Origin of the sequence: Nocardia sp. NPDC059240, from assembly GCF_042753865.1 — a bacterium.
In the GTDB taxonomy this organism is placed as follows: domain Bacteria; phylum Actinomycetota; class Actinomycetes; order Mycobacteriales; family Mycobacteriaceae; genus Nocardia.
This window is the reverse complement of the sequence record NZ_JBHZAC010000003.1, coordinates 430,237-446,658: the sequence shown is the minus strand read 5'-3', so window position 1 is coordinate 446,658 and position 16,422 is coordinate 430,237. Positions and strand designations below refer to the sequence as shown.

20 protein-coding genes are annotated in these 16,422 nt (G+C 67.8%); 9 read left to right on the top strand and 11 right to left on the bottom strand.

Annotation, left to right across the window (positions count from 1 at the left end):
- Positions 1-2: 2 nt before the first annotated feature.
- On the bottom strand, positions 3-869 hold the full coding sequence (locus tag ACFXHA_RS12305; protein ID WP_379355797.1) for an ABC transporter permease: 867 nt from the start codon (positions 867-869) through the stop codon (positions 3-5).
- A complete protein-coding gene (locus ACFXHA_RS12300; protein WP_379355795.1) occupies positions 869-1,720 on the bottom strand; it encodes an MlaE family ABC transporter permease in 852 nt (283 codons plus the stop codon). Before ACFXHA_RS12300 ends, ACFXHA_RS12305 begins: the two co-directional genes overlap by 1 nt.
- 274 nt (positions 1,721-1,994) lie before the next feature.
- Here ACFXHA_RS12300 and ACFXHA_RS12295 point away from each other — a divergent pair, with 274 nt between their 5' ends.
- The 4 genes from ACFXHA_RS12295 (at position 1,995) to ACFXHA_RS12280 (ending at position 4,576) form a co-directional block, all read left to right on the top strand.
- The gene (locus ACFXHA_RS12295; protein WP_120736761.1) at positions 1,995-2,198 is read left to right on the top strand and encodes a cold-shock protein; all 204 of its coding nucleotides are present in this window, start codon (positions 1,995-1,997) and stop codon (positions 2,196-2,198) included.
- A 207-nt stretch (positions 2,199-2,405) separates the two neighbouring features.
- Complete coding sequence (locus ACFXHA_RS12290; RefSeq protein ID WP_379355793.1) at positions 2,406-3,263, top strand: SAM-dependent methyltransferase; 858 nt, start codon at positions 2,406-2,408, stop codon at positions 3,261-3,263.
- A complete protein-coding gene (locus ACFXHA_RS12285; RefSeq protein ID WP_379355791.1) occupies positions 3,263-4,210 on the top strand; it encodes a diguanylate cyclase domain-containing protein in 948 nt (315 codons plus the stop codon). Before ACFXHA_RS12290 ends, ACFXHA_RS12285 begins: the two co-directional genes overlap by 1 nt.
- A 144-nt stretch (positions 4,211-4,354) precedes the next feature.
- A complete protein-coding gene (locus tag ACFXHA_RS12280; protein WP_379355789.1) occupies positions 4,355-4,576 on the top strand; it encodes a hypothetical protein in 222 nt (73 codons plus the stop codon).
- 79 nt (positions 4,577-4,655) lie between these two features.
- On the opposite strand, the gene ACFXHA_RS12275 is transcribed toward ACFXHA_RS12280, so the two are convergent.
- The 4 genes from ACFXHA_RS12275 to ACFXHA_RS12260 form a co-directional block, all read right to left on the bottom strand.
- A complete protein-coding gene (locus tag ACFXHA_RS12275) occupies positions 4,656-5,228 on the bottom strand; it encodes a dihydrofolate reductase family protein (RefSeq protein WP_379355788.1) in 573 nt (190 codons plus the stop codon).
- A 20-nt stretch (positions 5,229-5,248) separates the two neighbouring features.
- Positions 5,249-5,983, bottom strand: a complete 735-nt coding sequence (locus ACFXHA_RS12270) for an SRPBCC domain-containing protein (protein ID WP_379355786.1) — start codon at positions 5,981-5,983, stop codon at positions 5,249-5,251.
- On the bottom strand, positions 5,980-6,588 hold the full coding sequence (locus ACFXHA_RS12265) for an ArsR/SmtB family transcription factor (RefSeq protein ID WP_379355784.1): 609 nt from the start codon (positions 6,586-6,588) through the stop codon (positions 5,980-5,982). The genes ACFXHA_RS12270 and ACFXHA_RS12265 overlap by 4 nt, the downstream gene beginning before the upstream one ends.
- 61 nt (positions 6,589-6,649) lie before the next feature.
- A complete protein-coding gene (locus tag ACFXHA_RS12260) occupies positions 6,650-7,651 on the bottom strand; it encodes a Gfo/Idh/MocA family protein (protein WP_379355782.1) in 1,002 nt (333 codons plus the stop codon).
- Between the two features lie 444 nt (positions 7,652-8,095).
- Between ACFXHA_RS12260 and ACFXHA_RS12255 the strand changes: the two genes are divergently transcribed.
- The 4 genes from ACFXHA_RS12255 to ACFXHA_RS12240 all read left to right on the top strand — a co-directional run bounded on the left by ACFXHA_RS12255 (position 8,096) and on the right by ACFXHA_RS12240 (position 11,765).
- Positions 8,096-8,584 (top strand): hypothetical protein, encoded by a 489-nt coding sequence (locus tag ACFXHA_RS12255; RefSeq protein WP_379355780.1) that lies wholly within the window; start codon positions 8,096-8,098, stop codon positions 8,582-8,584.
- 117 nt (positions 8,585-8,701) lie between these two features.
- Positions 8,702-9,793, top strand: coding sequence for an FAD-dependent monooxygenase (locus tag ACFXHA_RS12250; RefSeq protein ID WP_379355778.1), 1,092 nt, complete (start codon positions 8,702-8,704; stop codon positions 9,791-9,793).
- 57 nt (positions 9,794-9,850) lie between these two features.
- Entirely contained in the window at positions 9,851-11,296 is a 1,446-nt protein-coding gene (locus ACFXHA_RS12245) for a glycosyltransferase 87 family protein (RefSeq protein WP_379355776.1), read from the top strand.
- Complete coding sequence (locus ACFXHA_RS12240; RefSeq protein ID WP_379355774.1) at positions 11,280-11,765, top strand: peptidylprolyl isomerase; 486 nt, start codon at positions 11,280-11,282, stop codon at positions 11,763-11,765. Before ACFXHA_RS12245 ends, ACFXHA_RS12240 begins: the two co-directional genes overlap by 17 nt.
- 1 nt (position 11,766) lies before the next feature.
- On the opposite strand, the gene ACFXHA_RS12235 is transcribed toward ACFXHA_RS12240, so the two are convergent.
- The 3 genes from ACFXHA_RS12235 to ACFXHA_RS12225 form a co-directional block, all read right to left on the bottom strand.
- Positions 11,767-12,198, bottom strand: coding sequence for a TIGR03668 family PPOX class F420-dependent oxidoreductase (locus tag ACFXHA_RS12235; protein WP_379355773.1), 432 nt, complete (start codon positions 12,196-12,198; stop codon positions 11,767-11,769).
- Between the two features lie 58 nt (positions 12,199-12,256).
- A complete protein-coding gene (locus tag ACFXHA_RS12230) occupies positions 12,257-13,414 on the bottom strand; it encodes an asparaginase (RefSeq protein WP_379355771.1) in 1,158 nt (385 codons plus the stop codon).
- 102 nt (positions 13,415-13,516) lie between these two features.
- On the bottom strand, positions 13,517-14,110 hold the full coding sequence (locus tag ACFXHA_RS12225; RefSeq protein ID WP_379355769.1) for a TetR/AcrR family transcriptional regulator: 594 nt from the start codon (positions 14,108-14,110) through the stop codon (positions 13,517-13,519).
- A 104-nt stretch (positions 14,111-14,214) separates the two neighbouring features.
- Between ACFXHA_RS12225 and ACFXHA_RS12220 the strand changes: the two genes are divergently transcribed.
- Positions 14,215-15,342: a Gfo/Idh/MocA family protein gene (locus ACFXHA_RS12220; protein WP_379355767.1), complete on the top strand. Its 1,128-nt coding sequence runs from the start codon at positions 14,215-14,217 to the stop codon at positions 15,340-15,342.
- A gap of 210 nt (positions 15,343-15,552) precedes the next feature.
- Here the strand turns inward: ACFXHA_RS12220 and ACFXHA_RS12215 are convergent, their stop codons facing one another.
- Positions 15,553-15,837 (bottom strand): YciI family protein, encoded by a 285-nt coding sequence (locus ACFXHA_RS12215; protein ID WP_379355765.1) that lies wholly within the window; start codon positions 15,835-15,837, stop codon positions 15,553-15,555.
- A 34-nt stretch (positions 15,838-15,871) separates the two neighbouring features.
- On the bottom strand, positions 15,872-16,414 hold the full coding sequence (locus ACFXHA_RS12210) for an amino-acid N-acetyltransferase (protein WP_379355763.1): 543 nt from the start codon (positions 16,412-16,414) through the stop codon (positions 15,872-15,874).
- Positions 16,415-16,422: the final 8 nt, after the last annotated feature.

The window sequence follows — 16,422 nt, the reverse complement described above, 5'->3', positions numbered from 1 at the left end:
CCTCACCCCGGGAATTCGATCGCGGAATTGACGCCCCACAGCAGCAGCGTCAACACCATGTCGAGCGCGATGATGGCGACGAAGCTGGCCCGCACCGCCCGGCCCGACGCGATGCCGACACCCTCCGGACCGCCACTGGCGAAGAAGCCGTAATAGCAGTGGATGAGAATCACCGCGACGCCGAAAACCAGAATCTTGACCACCGCCGCGAAAATGTCGTAACCGCTGGCGAATTGGGCGAAATAATGCCCGTAGATGCCGCTCGCCTGACCGTGCAGCAGCACCACCACCGTCGAACACGACAGATACGTCAGAATCAGCGCGATGAGGAAGGTCGGCACGATGGCGACCGCGCCGGCGATGATGCGGGTGGTCACCACGAACGGCACCGACCGCAGGCCGAGCGATTCCAGCGCGTCGATCTCCTCGGAGATGCGCATGGCCCCGATCTCGGCGGTCATCCGGCACCCGGCCTGCGCGGCGAACCCGATGGCCGCCGCGATCGGCGCCAGCTCACGGGTATTCGCGAACGCCGACACCACCCCGGTCGCCGAACCCAACCCGATCAGATCCAGCGCCGCGAACGCCTGGATGCCGACACCCGCGCCGATCGCCAGCCCGAGCACCACCAGCATCGGCACCGTGCCGCCGCCCACGATCAACGACCCACGGCCCCAGGTCATATCGGTGATGGTCCTCAGCGTCTGGCCGCGATACCGGCGCAGGGTCAGCGGGATCCCGGCCAGCGCCTGCCACGCGAAGCCGAGCATGAACCCGGCCGTCTCCAGCGGTGCAAGCACCGCACCCCGGTCCCGCACCGCGCGTGGCGCGAGGCGAAAACCCTTGGGGGTGTACGGAGTCGGCGGCATCAGGCCACCCGCATCGGCAGGAACATCGTCACCACCTGGGTGATCACCAGATTGGCCACGATGATCGCGGCCACCGACAGCACCACCGCCGCGTTCACGCCATCGGCCACCCCGCGCGGTCCGCCGCGTGCCTCCAGCCCACGCTGGCAGGCCACGATCACCACCAGAAATCCGAAAAGCAATGCCTTGCCGAGGGAAATCCACACATCGTCGAGCACCGTGAACGCGCCGAAGGTCGCCCAGTAGCTGCCCGGGGTCACGTTCTGCGCGCCGATCGCCACGAAATACCCGGCGACCACGCCGACGAAGATGATCAGAATATTGAGCAGCGGAGCGACCAGCAGCATGGCCGCCACGCGTGGAATCACCAGGCGGTGTACGGGATCGATGCCCATTACGCGTAGTGCGTCGATCTCTTCGCGGACCGTGCGTGCGCCCAGATCGGAGGCGATGGCCGAGGCGCCCGCGCCGCCGAGGAGTAGTCCGGTGGCGATGGGTGCGCCCTGTTGGATGACGCCGAGCCCGCCGGCCGCGCCGATGAGTGAATCCGCACCCAGCTGGTGGATGAGGTTGCCCACTTGCACCGACACCACGACCCCGAACGGCACCGCCATCAGAATCGCGGGCAGCGTGGTCACGGTGATGAGATACCAAGCCTGATACAGCATTTCGCGCCACTGGAACTTGCGCCCGAGCACATCGGTGATGCCGCCGCGCACGGATTCGAGGCCGAGGGAGACGGTGCGCCCGAAGGTGCGCAGGCTCCCGATCGCCACGTCGGAGAAGTTCTGCCGCACGATCGCGAGCGCGGTCGGCGCGGCGGAACGCCGCACCGCTGGAACAGGTTTCATTGATACCTCCTCCCTATCGCGCCCCACTTCACGATCTCACTTCGCCCATCGCCGCGAGCGAAAACGCTCAGCTGTGGCCATATCTGCACGCCCCCCGTGGCGGCTGTGCGCCACCCCCGCGGTGATGCCGGACCGCACAATGACCTACCCCGCCATTGCCTTGACAGTTCCCGACGGCCACGCGGGCCCCCGGTGCGCGGTATGCGATGCTGGATGGCGAGCACGGGTAGTTGATGTGATCGCTCGGCTCGCAACAGAAAGCAAGACAAAAAGTATGTCGCAAGGCAGTGTGAAATGGTTTGACGGCGAAAAGGGTTTCGGTTTCATCGCGCAGGACGGCGGCGGCCCCGACCTTTTCGTTCATTACTCCGAGATTTCCGGCTCCGGCTTCAAGTCCCTCGAAGAGGGTCAGCGGGTCGAGTTCGAGATCGGTGAGGGCCGTAAGGGCCCGCAGGCCCAGAGCGTCCGCGCCATCTGAGAGCCCGCAACCCGGAACCCGCGCCACTCGGCGCGGGTTCCGTGCTTTCCGGGGCCGACAACCCGCTTCCACCTGCGGTGTGTGCGGGATCACTGCCGTGTTGCCCGCCTGCGCGCGGGTGCGTTTCTCGGTAGGCTGATCAACTGGCAGGGCGAGTGTGGTTTTTCTGTGGGGACAGTTGGTCAATGGTGGGGAGGAAGCGTGTCGATGACGCCCGAGAGTGCCCATGCGCAACAACCCGAGAACAGCCATGCACGGCAATCCGAAAACGCCGATATCCGCCCGGAGTGGGCACCGCTGACCGTTGATCTGGACCGGCCCAGCGCGGCGCGGGTGTGGGACTACTTTCTGGGCGGATCGCACAACTTCCAGGTCGACCGCGCCTTCGCCCGCGAGATCATGACCCAGATGCCGCACGCGCCCGTGGTCGCCCGCGAGAACCGGGCCTTCCTGCGGCGGGCGGTCCGCTTCCTCGGCGAGCAGGGCATCACCCAGTTCGTGGACATCGGTTCCGGCATCCCCACGGTCGGCAATGTGCACGAGGCCGCGCGCGCGACCCGGCCCGGGTCGCGCGTGGTCTACGTGGACAACGATCCGGTCGCCGTCACCCACGGCCGCGTACTGCTGCAGGATGATCCGGACACCCTCGTGCTCGAGGGCGACCTGCGCCGGCCCGCCGAGTTCCTCGGCGCCGACGGTGCCGGTCAGCTGATCGATTTCACCCGGCCGGTCGCGGTCCTGCTCCTCGCGGTCCTGCATTTCGTTCCCGATGCCGACGATCCGTGGGCGATCGTGGCGGGGATTCGTGATCGGCTGGCCCCCGGCAGTCACCTTGTCATCGTGCACGCCAGCGCCGAAGCCGAAGCCCATCACGCTGTCGAGGACATGTACCGGCGCACGCCGAGCCCGGTCGCCATGCGCCCGCGCGCCGAGATATTGCGCCTGTTCGACGGATTCGAACTCGTCGAACCGGGTTTGATCGGGCCGTCGGAGTGGCGGCCCGAACCACCCGGCACACCGCCACACCTACGCAGCCCCGGGTACGCCGGGGTGGGACGCCTGTGATGACCATGCGGCCGGTGGGCGTGACGCGGTCGGGGTCACCCGACCGTGAACACGCCCTTCGGCGGGCCGCTGCCGAGTACCTGCGCCTGCTGGCCGCCGCCGGGTACCACCCGACCGATCTCGCGGTGGCCACCGAACGGGCCACCGAGTTCCTGCGCGAACTCGACCGCATCAGTCACCAGCGCACCGAGAACATCGACGCGGCAAGGATTCTCGGAGCCGAACTGGCGACCGGTGTGCCCGGGCTGCCCACCAGTTCACGCTTCGTCGGCCCCCTGGCCAGCGCGGTGCTGCTGGCCGCCCCGGCCGAGGCCGCCGATACCTGGGCATTGCACGCCGGACACGCGGTCGCGGGATATGCCGAGTCGCTGTCCGAGCGGGCGCTCGGCGAGCACGAGACGATCCTGCGCGCCGCCGTCGCCGCGCGTGAGCACCGGATCAGTGAGCTGCAGGACCGGTTGCACCACGCCGCCACCCATGATCGGCTCACCGGACTGCCCAATCGGGCCATGCTCGAGGCCCACTGCGCCGAGACGCTGTCCGGGCCGCGGCCCATGGCCATCCTGGTGGTCGATCTGGACGGCTTCAAACAGATCAACGACCGGCACGGCCATCGCGTCGGTGACGAACTGCTCATCGCCGTCGCCGATCGGCTGCGCGCGGTGACCGGGCCCGACGATTGCGTATGCCGTTACGGCGGTGACGAATTCGTCATCGCCATCACCGGCGCGGACGATGTGGCACGCGCGATCGCCGACCGCATCCTCACCGATATCACCCAGCCGTTCCCGCTCTCGGCCGGACCGGTGCAGGTCCGGGCCAGCATCGGCATCGCCACCACCGCGGCCGGTAATCGTGATGCCGAGAGCCTGATCCACGCCGCGGATCGGGCCATGTACACCGCGAAATCCGGCGGCGGCCACCGGGTTCATCCGCTGATGGGATGAAAAAGCCCAGGTGAGTGGGTAGTTCGGTGTGCAATCGGCTGGAAAAACGAAGGATCGACGAAGATTCTACGGGCGTGAAGCTTTCCGGAACCAATGTCTCCGAACAGGGTCTGAAATGACTGAGTTTCACTACGCTTCGCGCCCATGATCCAAAACACTCGTCGTGCCGGATTCGTCACCATCGCCCTCGCCGCCCTCCTGGTCGGAGCCGCCGGCCCCGCCCTCGCCGACACCCCCTCCGGTTCCTCCACCACCGGTTCCTCCAGCCTCAGCTCCAGCGCCATCACCACCCCGCTGGGTAACTTCTGGACCCAGATCGTCAACACCGTCGGTGTGGCGCTGGGGTCCTCCGCGCCCACCCACTGACCCCGCATCCGGCAGCAGTCTGCCGCGCAACGTACAGCGTTGCGCGGCAGGCTTTTCCGGTTTCAGCGCACGACGTCGATCAGCGCACGACGTCGAAGACGTTCTTCTGCAAGCCGTTCGAGTACGTCGCGGACTCCACGAGCCGCAACTGCTGGACATCCTTGTCGGCGTCGCTGAACAGGCGCTTGCCGGCGCCCAGCAGTAGCGGGTAGACGAGCAGGTGGTAGCGGTCGATCAGGCCCGCCTCCGACAGGGCCCGGTTCAGCGACGCGCTGCCGTGCACGATGATCGGGCCGCCCTCGGTTTCCTTCAGCGCGGCGACATCGTCGAGGGAGCGCAGGATCGTGGTCTCGCCCCAGTTCGACACCAGGTCGGCCTCTTTCAGGGTGGTGGAGACGACGTACTTGGGCATCACCTTGTAGCCCGCGAACTCGGCCATGTCCGGCCACACCGGGCTGAACGCCTCGTAGCTGACCCGGCCCAGTAGGATCGCGGACGCCTCCTCCTGCTCGGTGCCCTTGATTTCATAAGCCTCGGGCACGAATTCGACGTTCTTGAAGGTCCAGCCGGAATTGCGGTAGCCGGGTTCGCCGCCCGGACCCTCCACGACGCCGTCGAGGGAAATGAAGGCCGAGGTGATCAGGGTGCGCATGTTTTTCTCCTTGATTTTTGTCAGGCCACGAGGGCGGTGAGCCAGTGCTGCCAGGCGCTTTCGGCGCCGTCGGTATCGGTGCCGAAGAGGTGATGGAACATCAGGGTGAGACCGGTCGGTCCCTGGTGGAAGCTGTAAAGCCCATCGGCGGTGCGGATCTCGAAGCGCTCGTCGTCCGCCCAGACCACCTCGCCGTCCAGCGGCGGCAGGCCGTCCGGCCGGGCCTGCACCCGCGCGCCGACCACGAGTGGCGTCGGCAGCGACAGAGCATCGGTCAGGGCGGCCCGAACCTGTTGCGCCGAGGAGCCGTTCGCGACAGCGAAGACCGGAACGCCGGTGCGCCCGGCGAAGTGACGCAGGTATTCGCCCAGGGTGTGCAGGTGGAACGGCCAGCCGCGGCGCAGGGCATCGTATTCGTCCTGCCAGTTGTCGCCGAGCATGCCGCTGTGCACGACCCGCAGCACGGTGCTGCCGCCGGCACGGCCCTCGAGTAGATATTCGAAGGCCATGAATCGGCCGTCCTCGGCGGTCCCGGTCCGGGTGGCGAAGCGCTTGCCCGGATCGAAGGCGGTGATCGTCGATTCCTCGCGGCGCCCACCGGTGTCCATGGCGGCGGTCCCGCCCTCGCGGGGTTCGACCTCATTGCGTCCCATGAACCAGGAATCGATGCCGGGTCCCGTCGCGATCGCCTCCCATACCTGCTCCGGACTGGCCTGCAGGGTCGTCTCCAATTCGATCTCGAATGGATTCGTCATTCTCGATTCTCCTGTGCGGCTTGCGATTCGGCGGGGATTTGGTGGAGTCCGACGATGACGCGGTGGTCACGGCCATCGGTCGCGGACTCGTCGTGATAGCGGGCGACCAGGGTCGCCACGGCCGCGGCCAGCTCCTCGGCGAACGCCGCCCGGTCGTCCGCCGAGGCGAAGCGGACCTGGGCGTCCATGCCGAAGGTGGCCACCCGCCGCTGCGCCCGGGCGGCCCCGGTCAGCAGGGCCCCGACCTCCTGAATCAGCCGGGAACCCAGGGCGAGCAGCCAGCGGGCGGACAGCTGATCCGGGGACTTCGCCGGATCCGGCGTGACGGCCCCGAGCACGCCGGGGGAGATGACGTACGAGGCGGCGGTCGCGCGGTATACCCGCTCGGTGACATTGCCCTTGCGGCGTTCGGCCTCGAGCTCGACCAGGCCGAACCGTTCCAGCTCCTTGAGGTGGTAATTGACCTTCTGCCGGGGCAGATCCAGCCGGGCGGCCAGCATGGACGCCGACCCGGGTTCCGCGAGCGCGGCCAGGATCCGGGATCGGATCGGATCCAGGGAGGCCCCGGCCGCGGCGGGTTCGTCGATTACTGCGATGTCGAGCACCGGTCCAGCATGCGACCGACAAGAAAATTTGTCAAGACAACCGAAATTGTCGGTGAGTTGCTCAGCTCGGCAGGCGCAAGGGCAGACCGGCGGCCTGGTAGATGGTGTCGATCGCGGTCATATTCGCGATGGCCTGCTCCGGCGTGGTCAGCACCGGCTTGCCGCGCAGGACCGCGTCGGCGAACGCGTCGAGCTGATAGTCGTAGGACGGACGGCGGCTGAGCGTGCGCAGCGTGCGACCCGAGTCCGTGCGCACCGCGAGCAGATGCCCGAGCTGCGGAACCACCGGATTGAGCAGCCGGATGCTGCCCTGCTCGCCGACGATCGTCGCGGAGATGCGCACCAGATCCTTCGACCACATCGAGCAGCGGATGCTGCCGATCGTGCCGGAGGGGAAGCGCAATTGCGCGCGCATCGCCCGGTCGATCCGCGCATCGCGCAGCTTCGCCCGCGCGACAACGACTTCCGGCTCCTCGCCGGAGAAGGTGCGCGCCATGTGCACGGCGTAGCAGCCCGCGTCCATGAGCGCGCCACCCGCCAGTTCGTAGTTGTAGCGGATATCGCCGAACTTCGGCAGCGGGAAGCACAGCGCGGTGTCCACCCGCACCAGCTTGCCCAATTCCCCTGCGGCGATGATCCTTTCGGCCTCCCGGGTGAGCGGGTGATACCGGTAGTGGAACGCCTCCATCACCACCCGATCCGAAGCCGCTGCCAGCGCGGCGATTTCGCGTGCCTCCTCGGCATTGGCGGTGAACGGCTTCTCGCACAGCACATGTTTGCCGGCCGCCAGCGCGGCGCGAATCCAGCGCCCGTGCAGGCCGTTGGGCAGCGGGATGTAGATCGCGTCGAGATCCGGCGCCTCGATCAGCGCCGTGTAGCTGTCATAGCTGCGCTCGATCCCGTGCGCGCGGGCGAACTCCTGTGCACGAGCGCCATCGCGGGCCGCGACCGCCGCCACCACTACTTCCGGATTGCGCCGGGCCGGGTCGATCAGCGCGGTCGGAGCGATGTTCGCCGCCCCGAGAATCCCGATCCGCAGGCTGGGGTGCGTGTCGTCGCTCATCATCCGACACTAACAGCGGATCCGGCGTCGCTGAACCCTGTCTCGCCCGAAAACGCAAGTGCTCGACGGTGATCCAGGTGAACCCCAGGACCAGCATGATCACCGTCGCGACCGAGCCGCCGAATAGTCGGCCGTCGGCATGATGGAACGTCCAGGCGAGCAAGGTGACACCGGCCAGCAGCAGCGCCGGGCCGGGCCAGTCGACGCCGTCGAGAATGGTTTCCGGGGGCTGCTGGCGAGTGGTGGGCATGGGGCGACTGTCGGGCATGGGAATTCCCCTCCGCTGTCGATGACATCCGCAGTCGGGATGCCCGCTGCGCGCGGAGCGAAACGGCCATTTACATAGCGCCGACGCGACCGGTCGGAAACCCGGCCCCGCTGGCTAACTTTCGGACACCACTGTGCTGTACTCGTCGAATACCGGCCGGAGGAGGCATCGAGGAGATGGTCACGCGCACCGTGGCACTGCGAACGGCGGCGGCCTGCGCCCTGCCCCTACTGCTGACCTCCTGCGGAAACGACGGACCACCCGCGGCCTCCCCCGGCACCTCCGCCGCCGAGGTCCAGGCCATCACCTCCACCTTCGAGCATTTCTTCGACAGCTCCCTGCCCGTCGACCAGAAAATGGCGTTGCTGCAAAACGGCCAGGCCTTCACCGAAACCCTGGAACACCAGGCACATTCGTCCATCGCGGGCGGCGCGTCGGCCAACGTGTCGCAGGTCGACGCCGACGGCCCCGGCCGCGCGTCCGTCACCTTCACCATCAAGAAGCACGGCATCCCGCTGCTCCCCAACCGCCACGGCACCGCCCTCCAACTCGACGGCACCTGGAAGGTGGCCGCCGCCACCTTCTGCGACCTGCTCCGCATCGAAGGCGGCGTCCCCGCGGTCTGCGACGCGACCCCCACCACCGCACCGGTCCCCACCAGTTGACCGATCACGCCACCGGAAACCGCTGGTCAGATCCTGCGGTGTAGCGTTCGAGCCGCGGTCTTCTCCATGCGTTTCGATAGGTCCTGAGGTCGGCGGAACCGGGCGTCGGAGGCGAATATGGCAGGACAGGGCAGTGCGATCGTCGTCGGCGGATCGATCGGCGGGCTGACCGCGGCGATCGCGATGGCGCGCACCGGGGTTCGCACCACGGTGCTGGAATGCCGGGACTCGTTCGAGGGACGGGGCGGGATCGGCGTGGACTATCGGATGCTGTGCGAGGCCACGGGCGAGCATCCCGACGACAGCCTCGCCTACATCTACGGGTACCGACGCTCCACCAGTTTCAACGCGCTCTACGCGTGGCTGGCGGAGGTCGGTTCGCGCGTCGAAGGGCTCGAGCTGCGGTTGGGCGTCGACGTCACCAAGGTCCATCAGGACGACGACAAGGCATACGCCATCACCGGTTCCGAGGAACTGGCCGCCGACATCCTGATCGGCGCGGACGGCTATCGCAGCATCGTGCGCGGCGAGGTCAACCCCGACCAACTGCTCACCGACTACGCCGGATTCATGGCCTGGCGCGGCTGGCTCGCGGAATCCGACCTGCCCGACGGCACCCCGCTCCCCAGTGACGACCTGGTCAGCTTCGGGTTCGGGCGGCAGATGCTGGTGGCGTTCCCGCTGCCCGGGCTCAACAACCGGGACCTGTCGAAAGGCTTGCGCACCATCGGTTTCGCCTGGCACGACCCGACCCGCACCCGGCTGCTCGAAGACGCCGGCTGCGTGCGCGACGGGAAGATCCTGCGCGGACTCGAAAGCGGCATGTTCCCACCGGGCCTGGCGCAGGAGATGATCGGCAACGCCGGGCGCATGTGGCCGACACCGTGGCGGGAAGCCATCGTCGAATGCTTCGAGCAGGGCATCGCCTTCGGCACGCCGATCGGCAACTACCTGCCCGAGCGCATGTCTCGAGGCCGGATCGGTTTGATCGGGGACGCCGCGCACGCGGTGGCCCCGGCCACCGGGCAGGGCTACAACTCCAGCGTCGAGGACGCGATCGCCTTGCGCGACAGTGTCCGTGGCGGTGTCGCGGGCAGCGCCGGGCCCGCCGCGATGGCCTCGTTCGAACGGCTGCGGCTCGGCCCGGCACAGGAACTGGTCCGCTGGAGCCGACAGTGGAGTCGCACCTATGTGGGTCCGGAGCGCTGAACGGATCACAGACCGCCATTGCCGTGAGTTCCGGGCCGAGCTGGTTATCGTAGGCGGATGATTTCGGGGGCAGATGGGATTTCCGGTGCCGCGGAAGCGAATACCGGCGCGGTCGCCTGCCTGCGGGCACCCACCGCGGACAGCAGCGACGAAAGCGCGCGGCCCGGTCCGGGCCGCGCGAAATTCGAGGTCACCACCCGGATGCTGATCGTCGGCGGGCTGCTCGCGGTGGCGGCGCTGGTGTGGCATGTGTACGCGCTGCCGATCGGCAATCCGTACTACGGGCTGTTCCACAACGGGCTCGACCTGGAGGTCTATCGCGCGGGCGGCGAGGTGATCCGCGAGCGCAGCGGGCTCTACGACGGGCCGGTCGTATTCGGGATGGAATTCACCTACACCCCGTTCGCGGCACTGGCCTTCGCGCCGCTCACGGTGATCTCGCTGGCCAAGGCCAAGATGGTGTGGTTCGCGGCGACCATGCTGGCGCTGGTCGCCCTCACCGGGCGCTGCCTGCTGGTGCTGAAATACCGGAACACGATGCGCACGTGGGTGTTCGCGGCGCTGCTGGCGGTGTTGTGCACGGTGCTCGAACCGGTGCGCACCACGCTGTGGCTCGGACAGATCAACGTGTTCCTGGTGCTGATGGTCGTCTGGGACCTCACCCGGCCGCCGACGGCACGACTGCGCGGGGTGGGTGTCGGCATCGCCGCCGGGATGAAGCTGACCCCGGCGCTGTTCCTGATCTACCTCGCCTGCACCCGGCAGTGGCGCAGCCTCGGCATCGCGAGTGGGACGTTCGCCGCGACCATCGCGGTCGGCTTCCTGCTGCGCCCGCACGACGCGTACACGTACTGGCGGGGTCAGGTCGCCGCGGCCGGGCGGGTCGGGGCCGTCGACTCACCGGGGAATCAGTCGGTCAACGGCCTGGTCGCGCAACTGCTGCGCTTCTTCGACGTGCAGCGCTTCACCTCGAACGTCTTCGGCGGGACCGTCTTCCAGCCGCCCACCTGGCTGTGGCTGCTGGCCGTCGTGCCGGTGATCGGGCTGGGCCTCGCGGCGGCCACCGTCGCGCATCGGGCCGGGCGGGAACTGCTCGCGGTCACCGTGGTCGGCATGACCTCCGCGTGCGCCTCACCGTTCTCCTGGGGACATCACTGGGTGTGGTTCGTGCCACTGGTGATCCTCGCCTGGCAGTACGCGCGCACCGCCACCACCGGCTGGGCGTGGCTGGCCCCGGCGGCCATCGTGGCGGTCGGCTTCTGCTGGTGGTGGACCTTCGCCGACCGGCTGCCCTTCGAGGACTCGCCGCACCCGATCGGAATCGGATTGTTCATGCTGCCCCGCGCGGACAATTCGGTGTGGTTCGCGTATTTCACCGTGCCGACCTACGCCGGGTGCTATGTGCTGGTGCAGCTGGTGACGAGCGCGGTGGTGCTCAGGCGATACATTGACCCGGTACGAATTCCTCCGCGAAAGGCCCACCACCATGTCGATTGCCGCTGACAAGGTCGTTTCCATCGAATACACCTTGACCGACGACGACGGTGAGGTGCTGGACACCTCCGTTGGCGACGAGCCCCTGATCTACCTGCACGGTGCGGAGAACATCGTCGACGGGCTGGAGAAGGCCCTCGAGGGCCGCAATGCGGGCGACGAGGTCGTGGTCGTGGTCGAGCCCGAGGACGGCTACGGCGAATACCTGGCCGAACTGGTCAGCACCGTCGAGCGGGACGCGTTCGTCGGCATCGACGAGCTCGAGGTCGGCATGGAATTCGAGGCCGAGGCGCCGGACGGCGACTCGCAGATCGTGGTCGTGCGCGCCGTCGACGGCGACGAGGTGACCATCGACGCCAACCACCCGCTGGCGGGGCAGCGCCTGCACTTCGCCGTGAAGGTGATCGACATCCGTGACGCCACCGCGGACGAGCTCGAACACGGCCACCCGCACGGCGACGACGACCACGAGCACTGATTCACCCCGAGTAAGACCAGCCGCGCACCGACTCGACCGCCACCCGGATCACCGGGCCGGTCGGTGGGTCGGCGGTGTATTGGGGATACTTGGCGGTCAACCAGGCCAGCGGATCGACGAGATCGGCTGGGGTGGTGAGGATTTCGGCGGCCCCGTCCAGGCGTGACCACCACAGCCGGGTCCAGTCCTCGTCATAGTGATCGGCCAGCAGTGAGACCTTCGGCTGCGCCGCGATATTGCGCAGCCGCCGCAGATCGGTCGTGGACTTGGGTTTGTGGTCGATGGCGATGACCACCAGCAGCGGTGTGTCCGTGGGAGAGACGGCGAAGGTGACGGGTACCAGGTGCGGCTGCCCGTCGGCATCGACGGTGGCCAGGCGCGCCACCCGGGCGGCCCGGAACCTGGACAGGGCGGTGGACGGATCCGATCGCACGCATATGACGCTAGACCGCCGAGGGCGGTGAGCCGTCGGCGGTCCAGGTCAGGGGGAGTCAGAAGCGGGTACGGAATTCCGCCTGGACCTTGGCCGGATCGGTGATGCCATTGGCCAGCAGCAGCTGAGTCAGCACCCGGGCCTTGGCCGGATTCAGGAACATCGAGGTCGAGGTGCCGAGGTCGTCGTCGTTGAGTTCGGCATTGCGGACCGTCTCACCCGAGCCGACCCGGCTCGAACGGACCACGACCACACCGCTCTTCGCGGCCTTCGACAGCGCGTCGACCACGGACTTGGCGGTATTGCCGTCACCGACACCGGCCAGCACGATGCCCTTCGCGCCGTGCCCGACCGCGTCGTTCACCTGATCGGCGTTCATGCCCGCGTGCGAGTAGACGATGTCGACCCGCGGCAGCGGAGTGCCGCCGGGAACCGGGAAGTGCGAATGCTGCTGCGCCGCAGCCGGTCGCGTGAAGGTGACCGCCGCCGCGTCCACCGAGCCGATCGGGCCGGTATTGAGCGACTTGAAGGTCTGCACGCTGGTGGTATTGGTCTTGGTGACATCGCTCGCGCTGTGAATGGTGTCGTTGAGGACAACCATCGAGCCACGGCCACGAGCATCGGGGGAGGCCGCGACCTGAACGGCCGAGCGCAGATTGGCCGGGCCGTCGGCGCTCAACGCGGTGGAGGGCCGCATCGAGCCGACCAGCACCACGGGCTTGTCGCTGGAGATGACATTGTCGAGGAAGAACGCGGTTTCCTCGAGGGTGTCGGTGCCGTGGGTGACCACGACGCCGTCGACCTGATCGCTCGCGAACAGCTCGTTGATCCGATTGGCCAGCTTCAGCCAGACGTCCTCGTTCATGTCCTGGCTGCCGATATTGGAGATCTGCTCGGCGCTCAGCTTCGCGATCTTGTCGAGGCCGGGGACCGCGTCGATCAGGTCCTGTGCGGTGGCCTCGCCCGCGGTGTAGCCGACCGCGGAATTGGCATTGGCCTTGCCCGCGATGGTGCCGCCGGTCGCCAGAATCGCGATGCGCGGCTGGGTTCCGGGTACGGGGGCCGCGTCGTCGGTCTTGCCGGGGGCGGCCTGGGAAGATGCCACGGGGGTGGAGGTGGAGTGCGCGGAGTCGCCGGAATTGCCGCCGCACCCGGTGACCACCAGTGCCGCGCCGACAATCAGACCGGCGAAACGGAGCAGGGATTTTCGCGCCATTGCGATGTGTCCTTTCGGGTCCTGTCGCTAGCCGATCTTTCCCGAAGCGCCTAATTTCTTTGCAGAGGCAAATGTCCCGCTACCAGGATCGTAAAGGGTGCTTCACGGCCGGGCGGACAGGCCGTCCAGAACGATGCGCAGATTGCGATGCCATTGATCGGGGGCGGCGGTCAGGCCGATGGTGTGCTCCGCGGTCGCCACTCCGGCCAGTACGAAAGCGATGTCCTCCCAGGGGATGTCGGCGCGCATGGACCCGTTGTGCTGTGCGCGGCCGACCAATTCACGCAGTCGCTCGCGGAGCTCGCCGAGGCAGCGCTCCAGATCGCAGCTCCCGCCGCCGCCCAGGGCATCGTTCACGCCACAGCTTTCTTTGCGCAAACTCACGTAGGCGGTGGCGAAATCGGTGAATCCCTGCCAGGGATCCGGGTTTTCGAGCGCGCGATCGGCGGCGGCAATGCCCTGTTCGAGCACCTCCTCCAGGACGACCTGCAGCAGCGCCTCGAGCGAGGGCACCCGCCGATAGAAGGTCCCCTTGCCGACGCCCGCACGCTGGGCGACCTCCTGCGCGGTGACATTCACCCCGACTTCCGCGACGGCCGAGCGGGCGGCGGTGACCAGCCGTTCGAGATTGCGGCGCGCGTCGGCGCGCGGGGTCGGCCCGGATTCATGGGCCAGCAGGCGATCGACGGCGGTCATGACCTGGACTGTAGCAAAAGTGGACTTTCCGGGTCCGCTTGGCTAGCGTCATAAACGGACCAGCCGAGTCCGTTTATGACGATTGCAGCGTGAAGGAGAGAGCGATGTCCGACCGCATCCGCGTGGGAATCATCGGCGCGAGCCCCGACCGTGGCTGGGCCTCCCGAGCCCACATCCCGGCCCTGCGCGCCCTGCCCGACTTCGAACTGACCGCGGTCGGCACCAGCCGCCGCGAAAGCGCCGACCGGGCCGCCCGCGCATTCGGTGCACAGCACGCCTTCACCGACGCGAGCGCCCTGGCCGAACATCCGGATGTCGACCTGGTCGTCATCACCGTGAAGGTGCCCGCGCACGCCGAATTGATCAGCGCCGCCCTCGCCGCCGGAAAGCATGTCTATTCGGAATGGCCGCTCACCCGAACGACTTCCGAAGCCGAGGCCCTGGTCGCCGCTGCCGCCACCGCGCCCGGCCATCACGTCGTCGGCCTGCAGGCCCGCTTTGCCCCCGCCGTCCTGCGGGCCCGCGAACTCCTCGCCGAAGGCTATGTCGGGCAGCCGGTTTCGGTCACCGTCTACTCCTCGCGCGGCAAGGGCGCGGGCGGCGTCATCCCGCAGTGGGCGGCCTACACCCTCGACCGCGAGAACGCCGCCGGACTCCTCGAAGTCGCGGGCGGGCACACCCTCGACCCGGTGGAATTCCTACTGGGCGAACTCACCCGCATCTCGGCGGATCTGGCGATCCGCAACCCGCACAACACCGTCGCCGAAACGGGGGAGCGGGTGCGCGTCACCAGCCCGGACCACCTGCTGCTCAGTGCTCGCACCCGCGACGACGTGGTGGTCGCCGCCCATCTGCACGACGGCAAGCTCACCAACGCCCACACCCGGATCGAGATCTCCGGCACCGAGGGCGATCTGGTACTCGCGAACGACACCGCCGCCGGTGCGCCCGGCCTGCACGCGGGTGGCATCCAGATGAGCGACCTGAGACTTCTCGCGGCTCGTGGCGCAGGCGCCTCCTGGCAGGACCTGACTCCCGCCGACCCCGCGCCGATCGCCGATCTCCCCGTCGAATCCCGCAATGTCGCGAGGCTCTACGCCCGCTTCGCGGAGGACATCCGAACGGATGCCGACACCGTCCCCTCTTTCGCCACCGGACTGCACATGCACCGGGTCCTCGACGCTATCCGGCGCAGCGCCGAAATCGGCGGCCGCGCATCGAACCCGTCCTGATTCACCTGTCCGGCCATGGCCCGTTCGGCCTCACCGGTCCGCTGCATGATGGCGGGGGCTCAACGGAGTTGGCCTTCAGTAGACGTTGTCTACGGATTGGTAGACGGTGTCTACGTGCAGGCCACGGGCTTGCCGCCCGACATGATCGCGCCACACCGACGCGAAAGCCCCCACCCGGCCCGGTCCGGATGGGGGCTTTGCGAGTGGTGGTCAGTTGACGAACGCGCCCATCGTCGGCAACCACTCCACGATGCGCTTGTCGGTCAGCAGGCCCTCGCGGTTGAACGGGTCCTTCTCGAAGAGCTCGGTGACCGCATCGAGGTCGGCGGCCTGCACCAGGATCAGCGCACCCGAGCCGTCCGGGTAGGGGCCGCTGGTGAGGACGGTGCCCTCGTCGACGAGGCCGTTGAGCCAGGCGCGGTGGTCGGGGCGGTGGATGTCGCGCGCGGGGGCGGTGGCATCGGAGTAGACGTAATGGACGGCGAAGACGGCCATGGATGATCCCTCTCGGAGACGGTATGCGGAAGTGTCAGAGCGTCAACAGCATTCGGGTATTCCCGAGCGTGTTGGGCTTGACGTAGGACAGATCCAGGAATTCGGCGACACCGGTGTCGTAGGACCGGCACATCTCGGCGTACACCTCGGCGGTGACCGGCGTGCCCTCGATCTCCACGAAACCGTGCCGGGCGAAGAAGTCCACCTCGAAGGTCAGCACGAACACCCGGCTCAGGGCGAGTTCACGCGCCACCGCGACGAGTTGCTCCACCAGCAACCGCCCCGCGCCGGTGCCCTTGATGTCCGGATGCACCGCGACCGTGCGGATCTCGCCGAGGTCGGCCCACAGCACATGCAGCGCGCCGCAGCCCAGAATCTGCCCGTCGCGCTCGGCGACCCAGAATTCCTGCACCGCCTCGTAGAGGGTGACCAGGTTCTTCTCGAGCAGGATCCGGCCGGCGTAGATGTCGATGAGGTGCTTGATCTCGGGCACGTCAGAGGTTCGCGCTCGACGGACGATCGGCGTATTCGCCGCCTGCCCGTCGATGGAACCGCTGTTTGGTGCCCGTGTTGTCATGGGGTGCA